Consider the following 13,743-nt stretch of genomic DNA (forward strand, 5'->3'; position numbering starts at 1 on the left):
CACCCCGATCGGCCGCCGTCGCCGTGTCGGGCCCCGCGCCGCCGACGCGTCATCGACGGCGACGGATTACTATGGGGTAGCCGATCACGGCACCAGGTTCGTTCCCGCCTCGAAAGGATCCAGTTGTCACCCGCGTCCAAGGGCGCCACACAGGAGGGCTCCTCTACGGAGCCGGGTGACAAACCCGGCGTCCTCCTTTCCCCAGCGTCCGTTCCCTTCTCCGGTTTCCCTGCGGCATCACCCGGGTGGTGCTGAGGATGTCCATTCTGATCACCGTGCTCAGCCTGCTCGGCTTCGTGGCACTCACCCTCGGAACGGCCCTGTTCGTGGCCGCCGAGTTCTCCCTCACCGCGCTCGAGCGCAGCACCGTCGACGCCGCCGCCCGCGAGGGTGACACCCGCGCGCGACTGGTCAAACAGGCGCACCAGACCCTGTCGTTCCAGCTCTCCGGCGCCCAGCTCGGCATCACCATCACCACCCTGATCACCGGTTTCATCGCCGAACCCGTTCTGGCCCGACTTCTGAACCCGCTGCTGCACGGCGTCGGCCTGAGCGAAAGCGCTTCGGGCGCTGTCGCTTTGGTGCTCGCGCTGGTGCTGGCGACCTCGCTGTCGATGATCTACGGCGAACTGGTGCCCAAGAACATCGCCATCGCCGAACCGATGATGGTGGCCCGGTTCACCGCGGGCCCGATGATCGCGTTCTCGGTGGTGTTCGGGTGGCTCATCCGCTTCCTCAACGGCACCGCCAACTGGGTGGTGCGCCGCCTGGGCGTCGAGCCCGCCGAGGAATTGCGTTCGGCGCGCTCCCCGCAGGAGCTCGGCTCCCTGGTCCGCACCTCCGCCATGCGCGGGGCGATGGATCAGCGCACCGCGCTGGTCATGGACCGGTCGCTCGAGTTCGGTGAGCGCAGCGCCGAGGAACTGATGACCCCGCGCGTGAAGGTCGAATCGCTCGACCGCGACGACACCATCGCCGACCTCATCGCCGCCTCCGCGCGCACCGGCTACTCCCGGTTCCCGGTGATCGACGGCGACCTCGACAACACCCTCGGCGTCGTGCACGTCAAGCAGGCGTTCACCCATCCCGGCGAGTCCCGCAAGCGGATCCCGCTGAGCGAGCTGGCCGTGGCGGTGCCGATCGTGCCCGCCAGTCTCGACGGCGACGAGGTCCTCGAGCGGGTGCGCGCCGACGGCATGCAGGTGGCCCTGGTCGTCGACGAATACGGCGGCACCGCGGGCATGGTGACCATGGAGGACCTCATCGAGGAGATCCTCGGCGATGTCCGCGACGAGCACGACGAGGAGGAACGCGACGTGCGCCGGGTCTCCGACGGCTGGGACTGCTCGGGTCTGCTACGCATCGACGAGGTTTCGCGCGCGACCGGCTACGACGCCCCCGAGGGCGAGTACGAAACCCTCGGCGGCCTGGTCCTCACCCAACTCGGTCGCATCCCGACCGGCGGCGACGAGGCGGTCCTGCCGGACTCGCGCGGCGCCGGTGGCGGGTGGATCGCCCGGGTGGAACGGATGGACGGCCGACGCATCGACCGGGTGCGGTTGATCCCTGTCGACGCCCAGCATCTCGCGGAACGGGAGCACAACCATGGGTGACCTGTTCGGCATCGTCCTGACCGTCGTGCTGTTGGCGGGCAACGCGTTCTTCGTCGCCGCCGAGTTCGCGCTCATCTCCGCGCGCCGCGATCGCCTGGAAGCCCTTGTGGCCCAGGGCAAGAAGAAGGCGCAAACGGTCATCGAGGCGGGCGAGAACCTGTCGATGATGCTCGCCGCCGCCCAGCTCGGCATCACGATCTGCTCGATCCTGCTGGGCCGGGTCGGCGAACCCGCCATCGCGCATCTGATCGAGCGCCCGTTCGCACTGCTCGGCCTGCCCGACCAGCTGCTGCATCCCGTCGGCTTCACGATCGCGTTGACGCTGGTGGTGATCCTGCACATCCTGCTGGGCGAGATGGTCCCCAAGAACATCGCCCTGGCCGGTCCGGAACGCTGTGCGCTGCTGCTGGTTCCGATCCATCTGATGTTCCTGCGCCTGGCCCGTCCGCTCATCGCGGTCTACAACCTGGCGGCGAACATGACCCTGCGCATGCTGGGCGTGGAACCCAAGGACGAACTCGACGCGACGGTCTCGACGGTGGAGTTGGCCGAGATGATCGGCGAGTCCCGCTCCGAGGGCCTGCTCGACGAGGAGGAGCACCGCCGCCTCACCCAGGCACTGGGCACCTCCGAACAGGTCGTCGGCGACGTGATGGTCCCGCTCGCCAAGGCCCGCTCGGTGCCACTGATCGGCAACGGCACCACCCTCGGCGAGGTCGAAGCCGCCGTCTCCGAAACCGGCTTCTCCCGCTACCCCGTCGCCACCCCCGACGGCTCCCTGGTCGGCTACCTCCACATCAAGGACGTCCTCGACGAGGTGGCCGACGACAACGCGGGCCCCGACACCGTCATCCCCCGCACCGACATCCGCCCCCTGCCCACCGTCAACACCCGCACCCCGCTCTACGAGGCGCTGGCTCGCTTGCGCCGCACCAGTTCTCACCTGGGGCGCGTGGTGGACAGTCGGGGTAACACGGTCGGCGTGGTGGCGCTCGAGGACCTGGTCGAGGAGTTCGTGGGTACTGTCCGAGATGGGACACACCGCAACGCGGAATGAGTCCCCTTTCCTCAGTGCCGGAAGGAACCCGATGCCACACGGGAGCATCTCCCCGTCCCCTTCGATCACCGAACAGTGGGGTCGCGTCGCCGCCTGGCTGCGCGCCAACCTGTCCTCGGTGACGCTGAACGGGGCCGAGCCCGCAGACCTCACCCGGACCATCGAAGCCATCGGCGGCACGTGGCCCGCGGAGCTGTCGACGCTGTTCACCCACATCAACGGCTTCGCCCGCGAACACTGGGTCAGGTTGCTCCCGCTCCACGACCTCTTCGACCTCGACAGACTCGTGCGGGAGTACCGCGTCGAACTCGAGGTCTGGGGCGATGTCGACGCCGACATGGTTCCGCACGCCCCGTTGGCAGGCGACACCGCGGGCACCTACCTCCGCCAGTTCGTCCCTTTCGCCGGGGAAGACGGCAATCTCCTGTTCGTCGACACCAGGCCGGGACCGCTGCACGGCTGCGTCAGCGAATTCGACAAGGTCAGCGCGGACGGCGGTCCGCGCTGGGCTTCGCTCAGTGCCATGTTCGCCGACCTCGCCGACAGCTTGGAAACCGGTGCGGTGTTCGATCAGTACTGGGCGCCGAGCGTGGAGCAGGGTGAATTGTGCTGGGAGTTCGAGCCCTGAGCGAGGTGCCGCACGCCGTCTGCGCACCACCCACGCTGTCACGGCCCGGCGGGCGGTTGGTGCGCAGGGAAGTCGATACGCTGGCGGGACGCTCGTTCCGCGCGAGGTCGATCGTTCACCGGCTACCCGAAGGAGACCCGATGGCAATGACGTGGGACGTGTTCTATTGGGATGTCGCCCGGGGATCCGCGCATTCGCGCTTCGGCAGCGCGGCCGACCGCGCGGCGGCTGTTCGGGACCTCATCGGGGTGGCGCGCACGATCGCGTCCCTGCGTGATGAGGGCGGCGCACCGCTCAACACCGTGGTCCAGGTTCGGGTGGGCGACGAATTCGCCGTCGCGCCCACCTTCGACGACCCGACCCTGTCCGATGCCGAGCTGAGCCGACGCATCGACGAGGCGATCCGAGCGCAGAACGAACTCAACAGATCGGTGCCCGTCCCGCCCCCACCGGCCGCGACCGTACCGACTCGCTCCGCGACCTCGCCGAGTTCGGTCACCGAACAGTGGACGCGCGTCGCCACCTGGTTGCGGGCCAACCTGTCGTCGGTGGCGCTGAACGGCGCCGAACCCGCCGACCTCGCCCGCGCCGTCGAGGCGACGAATATCCCGTGGCCCGAAGAACTTTCGACCCTGTTCACCCACATCAACGGCTTCCCCCGCGAACACTGGGTCCAACTCTTCCCGACCCACGAACTGTTCGACCTCGACCGCCTAGTCACCGAACACCACATCGAACTCGACGTCTGGGGCGAATTCGGCGAGGAACTGGAAGCACCCGCGCCCGCCGCGGGCGACCCCGCGGGCACCTACCTCCCCCAGTTCCTCCCCTTCGCCGGCCGCGACGGCAACCTCCTGTTCGTCGACACCCGCCCCGGACCACTCCACGGCTGCGTCACCGAATTCGACAAGGTAGGCGCGGACGACGACGGCCCACGCTGGACCGCCCTGAGCGCCATGCTCGCCGACCTGGCCCACAGCTTGGAAACCGGCACCACCTTCGACCGCCAGTGGCTACCGACTGTCGAAGCGGGCCAACTCCTTTGGCAGTTCCAACCCTGACCGCCGCGCGACCACCGACTCTCGGATCCGGTCGACGAGCGGCGTCTAGGTAACTTCGCGGCGGATTCTCTCGCGGCCGTTTTCTTCTTCGGTGGTGCCCTGGCGCCAGTAGCCGGTGAAGGTGATGGTGCGTTTGTCGATGCCTCGGTCGGTGATGAGGTGGCGGCGGGTGTGTTTGACGAGGTCGGCCTCGCCGGAGATCCAGGCGTAGGGCGGGCCTTCGGGGAGGTGGGCGGTGCGTAGGGCGGCCAGGACGGCCTCGCCGCGGGGGCGGTTGCCGCGGTGTACCCACTCGATGTGCGTTGTGTTCGCGTCGGCGAATCGGAGGTGGTCTGCGGAGTCGGTGACCTCGATGAAGGCGTGGACGGGGGTGTCGGTGGGGAGGCGTTCGATGATGGCGGCGATGGCGGGCAGCGCCGTCTCGTCGCCGATGAGTAGCTGCCACTGTGCCTCGGGCGGTGGGCAATACAGGACGTGGGCGGGGTAGAGCAGGCCCACCTCGTCGCCGGGGGCGGCCGTTGCCGCCCAGTCCGAGCCGGGGCCCGCGTGGCCGGGGTGGAGGACGAAATCGATATCGAGTTCGTTGAGTTCGGGGCGTTGGGCGCGGATCGTGTAGGTGCGCATCGGGGGGCGCAGCTCGTCGGGCATGGCCAGATACCTTCGGTACCAGGTTATTTCGGTGTCGGTGGTCTCGCGTGGCGGTAGGGTCACCGGCTGGTCGGGGCCGGGCGGGAACAGGACCTTGGTGCACTGGTCGGGCCCCGCGTCGATCAGGGGGAACGGCGGGTCGCCGACGAAGGTGACGCGAATCATGCGGGGGGTCAACGGGATTACGCGGAGCACGCGCAGGGACACGAAGGACCGGTTCGGTCGGTGGGTGCTCATCGGTTGCGGCTCCCGGGCACGATCATCGGCGAACCTGTCACCGGGTCGTCGATGACCACGCAGTCCAGGTCGAAGACCTCGCGCATCAGCTCGGCGGTGACGAGTTCGCGCGGGCTGCCGTGGCCGATCACGCGTCCGTCGCGCATCGCGATGAGGTCGGTGGCGTAGCGGCAGGCCAGGTTGAGGTCGTGCAGGACCGCGACGACGGTGCGGCCGTGCTCGCGATAGAGCCGTTCACACAGGTCGAGCACGTCGAGTTGGTGGCTGATGTCGAGGTAGGTGGTCGGTTCGTCGAGCAGGACGATCGACGTGGACTGGGCGAGCACCATCGCGATCCAGACCCGTTGGCGTTGACCGCCGGACAGTTCGTCGACCCGACGGTGGCGCAGTGCGGTGGTGCCGGTGGCGGCGAGGGCCTCGGTGACCGCGACAGCGTCGGCGTCGGACCACTGACGCAGCAGACCCTGGTGCGGGTAGCGCCCGCGCGAGACGAGATCGCCGACGAGGATGCCCTCGGGGCTGCCCGGTGATTGCGGCAGCAGACTCAGGCGGCGCGCGGTCTCCTTCGTGGAATAGCGGTGGATCGCGGCCCCGTCCAGGATCACCGACCCGCCGTCGGGGCGCAGGATCCGGCTCAGCGCGGCGAGCAGCGTGGATTTGCCGCAGGCGTTGGGGCCGACGATGACGGTGAATCGCCCGTCGGGGACGGTGATGTCGACCTCGTGCAGGACGGTGTGGTCGCCGTAGGCGACGCGCACCGCTTCCGCGCGCAATCGCGCGGTGGACGTTTCAGACACGATGGCTGATCCCTTCGCGAATCAGGAGCCAGAGCAGGAAGATCCCGCCGATGCTCACGGTGAGCACACCGACGGGCACCGGCGCGGGAAAGGCGTGCTCGGCGATCAGGTCGCTGATGCCGAGCAGCAGCGCGCCCACGCACGCGGCGGCCAGGATGCCGGGACCGCGGGTGAGGCCGCGCGCGAGATGCGGTGCGGCCAAGGCGATGAAGGTGATCGGGCCCGCGGCGGCCACCGCGAGTCCGACGAGCAGGGTGGCGGCCAGCATCAGCGCGAGGCGGGCATGACCGCCGCGGACGCCGAGGGTGGCCGCGACGGTGTCGCCCAGGTCGAGTGCGCGAAACGACCTGTGCAGCAAGGCGATCAGCGGCGCGATCACCGCCAGGCCGAGGGCGAGGATGGTGACGTGGCCCCATCCTCGACCGCTGAGCGACCCGATCAGCCAGGTGTGGGCCACGGCCGCCGAGGGGAGGTGGGCCTGACTGAGGATGTAGGTGGTGGCCGAGGAGGCCAGGGCGCCGAGCGCGATGCCCACCAGCACGAGTCGGGTGCCGCGCAAACCGCCGACGGCGGTGAGCATTCCGATGATCGCGAAGGTGGCGAGAGCGCCTGCGGCCGCGCCGATCGCGCCGGTCGTGAGACTCCCGCCCAGGGCGATCAGCACGAACACCGCCCCGAAGGCCGAACCGCTGGTGAAGCCGATGATGTCAGGGCTGGCCAGCGGATTGTGGTGCAGGCGTTGGAAGATCGCGCCCGCCGCCGCCAGTCCGCCGCCGACCCCCACCGCGACGAGGACTCGCGGCAGTCGACGGTCGAGCACGAAGAACCGGTCGAGGCGGCGCTGTGGCGCTCCGGTGAGCACGTCCCACAGCGCGCTCGGCCCGATCGTGTACTCCCCCACCATGAGTGAGAGCACGATCATGACCGCGACCGCCACCACCAGCACGGCGGTCACGGTCGCCCCCCGCCGATCCCAGCGCACGGTGGCGCGGCCGGTTCGTAGGACGCGATCGGTCGGGGTGATCCCGGTCGACGCGATGAGCCCCTTCATGATCCGGCTCCCAACTGCCGACTGCGGACGATGAGCACGATGAGCGCCGGGCTGCCCAGGAACGCGGTCATCACCCCGACCGGGACCGGCCCACCCCCGCTGAGCACCCGCCCGAGCACATCGGCGGTCAACAGCAGCGACGGCGCCAGCAGCATCGACAGGGGCACGAGCAGGCGGTGATCGGAGCCGACGAGGTAGCGGGCGATGTGATAGACGAGCAGCCCGACGAACGCGATCGGGCCCGCCAGCGCGGTGGCGGCGCCGCAGAGCACGGTGACCACAAGGAAGCCGGCGAAACGGACGAACCCCAGATTCACTCCGAGGCCGGCGGCGGTGCGGTCGCCGAGGCTGAGCGCGTTCAACGCCCGACACAGCCCCAGCGTCACCAGGGCGGCGACCAGGACGTAGGGAATCAACGGCACGATATCGGGCAGATCGCGCGCGGCCAGCGAACCGACCTGCCAGAACCGGAACGAGTCGAGCACGCTCTCGTCGAGGAACACCAGCACCTGGGTGACGCCGGTCAGGACCGCCGCCAACGCCACCCCGGACAGGGCCAGCCGCAACGGCGACGCGCTGCCGCGCCCGATCATCGACAGCAGGTAGACGACCACGGCCGCCAGCCCCGCGCCGACGAAGGCGAACCAGGTGAACCCGGTGACGCCCATCCCGCCGGTGAGGGTGAGTCCGACCGCGATGCCCAGTGCCGCACCGGCATTCACGCCGAGCAGCCCGGGATCGGCGATGGGGTTGCGGGTGAGCGCGCCGATGACGACCCCGGCGGCGCCGAGCGCGACCCCGCACACCAGTCCGACCAGGGTCCGGCTCAGTCGCCACTGTCCGACGATCACCCGCACGCTGTCCTCGCCGCGCCCGAACAGCGCCGCGAGCACGTCGCCGGGCGGGATGGACTGCGCGCCGATCGCCATGCTGGCCACGCACACCCCGCACAGCACCAGCGCCGCGACCACCAGCACCGCCCCGCCGCGAGCGAGTCGGGCGGGTGCGGCGGAGGGCGGCAGCGTCGAAGGCACCGGCGGACTGTACCCATCAGTAACTGGATAGGGCAACCTAACTAAGGATAGGCTATTGTTCGGCGCCATGAAGACAAGATTTCGACCGATCCTCGCGGTCGGCGCGCTGGTCACCGCGTTCGGACTGCTCGTAACCGGTTGCGGCACAACCGATGTCGCCACCGAGGACGGCCACGTCGTCGAGCACGCGATGGGCAGCACCACCGTGCCCGACGCTCCCCAGCGCATCGTGGTGCTCGATTCACCGCACCTGGACGCGCTGCTGGCCCTCGACCTGACGCCGATCGCGTTCACCGAACGCGCGATGGGCTACGGCGCGCCGAAGTACCTCGGCGACCGCCTCGACGGTGTGGCGACCGTCGGCACGATCCAGGAGCCCGACCTCGACGCCATCGCCGAGCTCGAGCCCGATCTCATCATCGGCGCCAAGGTCCGCCACGAAGCCCTCTACACCCAGCTCGCGGCCATCGCCCCCACCGTGTTCTCGGTGACCTCGGGCACCGACTGGCACGACCAGGCCACCCTGACCGCCGCCGCCGTGGGCGAATCCGCCGAGATGACCCGGCTGATCACCGACCTCGACACCCGCGCCAAGGCGGTCGGCGAGCGGATCGGCGCGACCGGCACCACCGTGTCGATGGTGCGCTTCACCCAGGACCGGTTCCGCCTCTACGGCCCCGACACGTTCTCCGGTTCGGTCCTCGCCCAGATCGGCTACACCCATCCCCCGCGCGAGTGGAACCAGTACTCGATGGTCGAACTCGATCCCGAGCAATACGCACAGATCAACGGCGACACCGTCTTCCACGCCGACTACACCGGCAACGCGACCGGCACCGTCAAGGCCAGGGTGGTCGGCCTGTGGGGCACGCTGCCCGGCGTGCGCGCCGGGCGCGATCACGCGGTCGACGACGACACCTGGATGCTGGGGATCGGCGTCATCGGCGCGAACAAGATCATCGACGACGTGGCGCGGATCACCGCGAAGTAGTCGCCGCCGGTGTGTCGAACGCGGCCCTGCTCAGCGCTCGTTCGACACACCGGCACCCGCTGTCCATCGTTCGCACTACAGACACGCCCCGGGCCCGGAATCTACGGTCGATCTGGGCTGGGGTCAGCTCCATCTGTGCTGTGGGCGAAGGGAATTCACCATGCGGATACCGTCACGGATCCTGCCGGCGGTCGTGCTCGGCGCGCTCACGTGTGCGATCCTCGCGATCTTCGGCCGCAAGACCACCTCGAATCACACAGCCAACGAAACCTACTTCCCGGACGGGCTGTTCCTCGCGACGATCCTGTCGCTGGTGATCTCGATCGGCGCCACATTCGTCATCGATCGAGCGTTCGGCAAGTCCGAGCGCGCCCCGCGCTGGTACTGCATCGGCTTCGCGGTCGGGGTCGTGCTGTTCCTCTTCGGGTTTCCGTGGGCGAATCTGGACTGGGGTGGCGGACAGGCGTTCACCCAGCTCGAGTGGTGGCGCGCGCCGGTGATCGCGGCGCTGGCCTACCTGGCCGCCGCGGTCCTCGACGCGTACGCGCGGGAACAGCGCGAGCGGGCGGCGGCGCTCGAACAGCGCCAACGCGACAGTCGCGCGCGGGCCGAACGGCAGCGTCACCTGGGCGAGTCACTGCAACGCTGCACCGACGGCGCGCTCGAGGCCTTCGAGGAGCTGCCGAGCCATTTGTTCGCCGCCAGAGACACTCTCGACCAGGCCGAACAGCTCTTTCGCGAGAACGCCTACGCGCCGTTCTGGTCGGCCATCGAGGCGGGCACCGCGCACCTCGGGCGATTCAGCGCCACGCTCGTTCGGCTGCGGCTCTTCGCGGCCGACTACGCCACCGCGGCAAGCGAATACGAGGGTGTGGCGCCCCCGTTTCCGGTCGACACCGCCAGCGTCGACCAGTTGGCGGTGCACCAGGTCCTCGTCGCCCGCCTGCACGAACGCGTCCGTCCCGCCCAGCGCGACTTCCACTTCGCCAGCATCTACGAACAGCGCAAGACCAACACCATCCTCGTCGCCGGCTTCGGCACCCTGGCCTCGGCGATCGAGACCATGGGCGCCCACCTGGCCAACGAGATCGCCGACCTGCGAACGGGCGTCTCGACGATGTCGACCAGCCTGAGCAGCGAACTGTCGGGCATGCACTCGAGCCTCACGACCTACCACCGCGACCGCAGCCACGTCGACGGCGAACTGCTGCACCGCCACGACCGGGTGGTATCCATGCTCGACAACATCCAGCGCGGGCATCGTCCGCTGCTGTGAGCCGATCGGCTACCGGTTGTCGCGGTCGGGTCCGTTGAGCAGGCGGGTCATCGCGTCGAGGTCCTCGGTGAAGGTGTCGCGGGGGTGGCGGCGTTCGCAGGAGGTGAGCAGGCGGGTGAAGTCGGCGGCCGCCTTGTCGATGCGGGTGGACAGGCCGCCGGACTCGTAGGCGCCGAAATCGTCGGTGGCCGCGTAGACGCCGGTGGGGGCGATGATCGCGTGCAGATACGAGAACATCGGGCGCAGTGCGTGTTCGAGGACCAGGGAGTGGCGGTCGGTGCCGCCGGTGGCCGCGATCAGCACCGGCATGTCGGTCAGTGATTCCTCGGGCAGGACGTCGAAGAACGACTTGAACAGGCCGCCGAAGGAGGCGTTGAAGGCGGGGGTGACCGCGATCAGGCCGTCGGCGTTGGCGACCGACTCGAAGGCCTGCTCGAGGTCGGTGCCGGGGAAGCCGGTGAGCATCGCGTCCATGATGGCGCGGCCGTGTCGACGCAGGTCGATGAAGGTGAAGTCCGCGTCGCCGTCGAGGGCCTTGCCGACTGCGGCGGCCAATCGGTCGGCCAGGAGCCGGGTCGACGAGGGTTCGCGTAGGCCGCCGCTGACGACCGCGATCGCCTTCATGCTTCAGCGGCCTTGTCGTCGGCGGCCTTGTTCTCGGCGGCCGCGACCAGCGACGCGTGGGTCGGGGCGGCGGGGACATCGGCGGGGCGACCGATCGCGAATTCCTTGCGCAGCACCGGAACTACCTCACCGCCGAGCAGATCCAGTTGTTCGAGCACGGTTTTCAACGGCAGGCCGGCGTGGTCGACGAGGAACAGTTGGCGCTGGTAGTCGCCGACGTAGTCGCGGAAACTCAGGGTCCGGTCGATCACCTCCTGCGGTGAGCCGACCGTCAGCGGCGTCTGCGCCATGAACTCCTCCAGCGACGGACCGTGCCCATAGACCGGGGCGTTGTCGAAATAGGGGCGGAACTCGGTGATCGCGTCCTGACTGTTGGGGCGAATGAACACCTGCCCACCGATCCCGACGATGGCCTGTTCAGGGGTGCCGTGGCCGTAGTGGGCGAAACGCTGCCGATAGAGCCCGACCAGTTTCTCGGTGTGCGAGGACGGCCAGAAGATGTGATTCGCGAAGAAACCGTCGCCGTAATAGGCGGCGAGTTCGGCGATCTCGGGAGTGCGGATCGAGGCGTGCCAGACATACGGCGGAACCCCGTCCAGCGGTCGGGGCGCGAGGGTGAAACCCTGCAGCGGGGTCCGATACTTGCCGTTCCAGTCGACCACCTCGTCGTCCCACAGGGCGCGGAGCAGTTCGTAGTTCTCGACCGTCAACGAGATCGCGGCCCTGATGTCCTTACCGAACCACGGATAGACCGGCCCGGTATTGCCACGCCCGAGCATGAGATCGACCCGGCCCTCGGTGAGGTGTTGCAGGACGCTGAAGTCCTCCGCGATCTTGACCGGGTCGTTGGTGGTGATCAACGTGGTCGAGGTCGACAGGATCAGCCGCTCGGTCTGCCCCGCGATATAGCCGAGCAGGGTGGTCGGCGACGACGGCACGAACGGCGGATTGTGATGCTCACCGGTCGCGAACACGTCCAACCCGACCTCTTCGACCTTCTTCGCGATCGCCACGGTGGCGGTGATGCGCTCGTGTTCGGTCGGCGCCCGCCCGGTCGTCGGGTCCGGCGTGACATCGCCGACGGTGAAGATCCCGAATTGCATACCGCTCATGCAGTGCACCTCGCTCGTTCGGAGCCGGTCGATTGCTCGGAGTTGTAGTGATCAGGGTAGGTGGGGTGGTGGGGGGCTGCATCACACATCGTGGGTGAGATCGGACTTCCCGTCGGCGGTGTCGACCATCGACCTCCGCGATCCGAACCCGGCGGTCGAAACGGCCCATGTCGAGTGATCGGCCGATACCGCATCGGTGCGTGACGGCGCATTCTGCGCTGATGGTATTCAGTGGTGGCCCGCGAGGCCGTTTTCTCCCAGGGGCATCCGTCGCGGTGACGTTCTTCGTGGCACTGACCCTCGTCGGTTGCTCCGAGCCGCCCCCTGCCCGAGTCGCGGGAGGCCCTGTCACCACCACAGAATCGTCGACCGTCTCGCAGGCGGCGGCACCGATCACCGTTCGCAACAGCGGAGCGGGCAGGTCCGCTGTCGCTGTTCGTCGGGGGGTCCTGGCTTGGGGGTGCAACGGCGCACCCTTCGCGAAAGACAGCCCGGATACGGCCCAGATCCTGGTGCCCACCACGGCGACCCGCGCCGAGATTCGGGTACCGACCGTGCCGAACGAAGTGTCCGGCGATACGAAGTGCGCGACTATGGGCTCGGGTGCCGAGAGCATCGTCGTCATCGCCGATGTCGTCCACCGGAAATCGTCCGGACTCGAGTCCGAGTCCTACGAATTGACGCTGTTCTCCTTCGATCTCACGTCGCCGTCGCCACTCGCGAAGACAGTGGTGACCAGCGACAGCACACCGATGTCGCTGACCGGAATATTCGGCTCCGCGGACGGGATAGCGGTTTCCTATGCCATGGCGAACAACGGCTATGAACCCCAGGTGCACTATTACTCGGGTCGAACCTTGACACCGACCTGGAAGGGCCAGGGAACTGTCATCGGCGCGACGGACTCCCTGTTCGCTGTCGAGCACCCGATCCTCGCAGCGACTTCGCGGTATTCAGTGTTGGCCGCAGCCGATGGGCGTCCGCTGGACGCCGGCCTGTACGACCGAGTAGGCACCATCGTCCGGGCATTGTCGTTCGTCTACTCCTCCGATGTCGGCTTCGCGTTCGCATGGCACGGGATCAGCGCCGACGACCACAGCCTTGTCATCGACGGAATCGTGTGGATCGACGGTGGCGACATCGGCAAACAGCAGGACAAGCTGGACGAAGCCACCGATATCCAGCCCGATCCGATCTCCGACCTCGTGCTCGTCACCTACGGCGACAGCAAACCGGCAGCCTACAAAGTTTTCGATCGAACAACATGGGAATTGAAATTCGAGATCGACTCGGCGAAATCCAGCGGTGTCAATATCTCAGCCCTCGGAATATCCGGTGAGAAGTTGTACATCCTCAACGGTCACGACGCCCCGGTAATCGATATCGCGACCGGTCGATCGGTGCACTCCGGCTGGAGTGCGTTCCCGCTCGCCGACCTCGGCGGCGTCACCGTCGTCGCCATGGAAAGTGACCACGGCCTCAACGCCGGGTGCATCGATCCAGATTTCGGACGCGGCGATCGGAAGGTGATCCACTACAACTGCGGCGAATTCACCCTCGTACCGGACGTCGACGGCCGGTTTCCGGGGCCGAACTACTGACGACCTGTCGGCA

Annotated in this window: 13 protein-coding genes; 7 read left to right on the forward strand and 6 right to left on the reverse strand. The window is 68.2% G+C overall.

The annotated features are described in order from the left end of the window. Positions 1-257 precede the first annotated feature (257 nt). The 4 genes from ACFP3H_RS14560 to ACFP3H_RS14575 all read left to right on the forward strand — a co-directional run bounded on the left by ACFP3H_RS14560 (position 258) and on the right by ACFP3H_RS14575 (position 4,359). Positions 258-1,613 (forward strand): hemolysin family protein, encoded by a 1,356-nt coding sequence (locus ACFP3H_RS14560; protein ID WP_378605567.1) that lies wholly within the window; start codon positions 258-260, stop codon positions 1,611-1,613. Then, positions 1,606-2,670 carry a hemolysin family protein gene (locus tag ACFP3H_RS14565; protein WP_378605570.1) on the forward strand — a complete coding sequence of 355 codons (1,065 nt, stop codon included), beginning with the start codon at positions 1,606-1,608 and terminating at the stop codon, positions 2,668-2,670. Before ACFP3H_RS14560 ends, ACFP3H_RS14565 begins: the two co-directional genes overlap by 8 nt. 31 nt (positions 2,671-2,701) lie before the next feature. Continuing rightward, entirely contained in the window at positions 2,702-3,298 is a 597-nt protein-coding gene (locus ACFP3H_RS14570) for an SMI1/KNR4 family protein (RefSeq protein WP_378605573.1), read from the forward strand. A gap of 140 nt (positions 3,299-3,438) precedes the next feature. Further along, positions 3,439-4,359 carry an SMI1/KNR4 family protein gene (locus ACFP3H_RS14575; protein WP_378605576.1) on the forward strand — a complete coding sequence of 307 codons (921 nt, stop codon included), beginning with the start codon at positions 3,439-3,441 and terminating at the stop codon, positions 4,357-4,359. Positions 4,360-4,404: 45 nt separating this feature from the next. On the opposite strand, the gene ACFP3H_RS14580 is transcribed toward ACFP3H_RS14575, so the two are convergent. From ACFP3H_RS14580 to ACFP3H_RS14595, 4 genes are read right to left on the reverse strand one after another with little or no spacing between them, the layout of a single operon-like run. Then, positions 4,405-5,244 (reverse strand): siderophore-interacting protein, encoded by an 840-nt coding sequence (locus ACFP3H_RS14580; protein ID WP_378605579.1) that lies wholly within the window; start codon positions 5,242-5,244, stop codon positions 4,405-4,407. Next, on the reverse strand, positions 5,241-6,044 hold the full coding sequence (locus tag ACFP3H_RS14585; RefSeq protein WP_378606382.1) for an ABC transporter ATP-binding protein: 804 nt from the start codon (positions 6,042-6,044) through the stop codon (positions 5,241-5,243). The genes ACFP3H_RS14580 and ACFP3H_RS14585 overlap by 4 nt, the downstream gene beginning before the upstream one ends. Further along, positions 6,034-7,092 (reverse strand): FecCD family ABC transporter permease, encoded by a 1,059-nt coding sequence (locus ACFP3H_RS14590; RefSeq protein WP_378605582.1) that lies wholly within the window; start codon positions 7,090-7,092, stop codon positions 6,034-6,036. The genes ACFP3H_RS14585 and ACFP3H_RS14590 overlap by 11 nt, the downstream gene beginning before the upstream one ends. After that, positions 7,089-8,126 carry a FecCD family ABC transporter permease gene (locus tag ACFP3H_RS14595; RefSeq protein ID WP_378605585.1) on the reverse strand — a complete coding sequence of 346 codons (1,038 nt, stop codon included), beginning with the start codon at positions 8,124-8,126 and terminating at the stop codon, positions 7,089-7,091. Before ACFP3H_RS14595 ends, ACFP3H_RS14590 begins: the two co-directional genes overlap by 4 nt. Positions 8,127-8,193: 67 nt before the next feature. Between ACFP3H_RS14595 and ACFP3H_RS14600 the strand changes: the two genes are divergently transcribed. Continuing rightward, on the forward strand, positions 8,194-9,117 hold the full coding sequence (locus ACFP3H_RS14600) for an ABC transporter substrate-binding protein (RefSeq protein WP_378605588.1): 924 nt from the start codon (positions 8,194-8,196) through the stop codon (positions 9,115-9,117). A gap of 160 nt (positions 9,118-9,277) precedes the next feature. Next, positions 9,278-10,393, forward strand: coding sequence for a hypothetical protein (locus tag ACFP3H_RS14605; RefSeq protein WP_378605591.1), 1,116 nt, complete (start codon positions 9,278-9,280; stop codon positions 10,391-10,393). A gap of 9 nt (positions 10,394-10,402) precedes the next feature. On the opposite strand, the gene ACFP3H_RS14610 is transcribed toward ACFP3H_RS14605, so the two are convergent. After that, entirely contained in the window at positions 10,403-11,017 is a 615-nt protein-coding gene (locus tag ACFP3H_RS14610; protein WP_378605594.1) for a CE1759 family FMN reductase, read from the reverse strand. Then, complete coding sequence (locus ACFP3H_RS14615; protein WP_378606385.1) at positions 11,014-12,120, reverse strand: LLM class flavin-dependent oxidoreductase; 1,107 nt, start codon at positions 12,118-12,120, stop codon at positions 11,014-11,016. Before ACFP3H_RS14615 ends, ACFP3H_RS14610 begins: the two co-directional genes overlap by 4 nt. A gap of 284 nt (positions 12,121-12,404) precedes the next feature. Here ACFP3H_RS14615 and ACFP3H_RS14620 point away from each other — a divergent pair, with 284 nt between their 5' ends. Beyond that, the gene (locus ACFP3H_RS14620) at positions 12,405-13,730 is read left to right on the forward strand and encodes a hypothetical protein (RefSeq protein WP_378605597.1); all 1,326 of its coding nucleotides are present in this window, start codon (positions 12,405-12,407) and stop codon (positions 13,728-13,730) included. The last annotated feature ends 13 nt before the right edge of the window (positions 13,731-13,743 follow it).

Origin of the sequence: Nocardia lasii, assembly GCF_042658545.1 — a bacterium.
Lineage (GTDB): Bacteria > Actinomycetota > Actinomycetes > Mycobacteriales > Mycobacteriaceae > Nocardia > Nocardia lasii.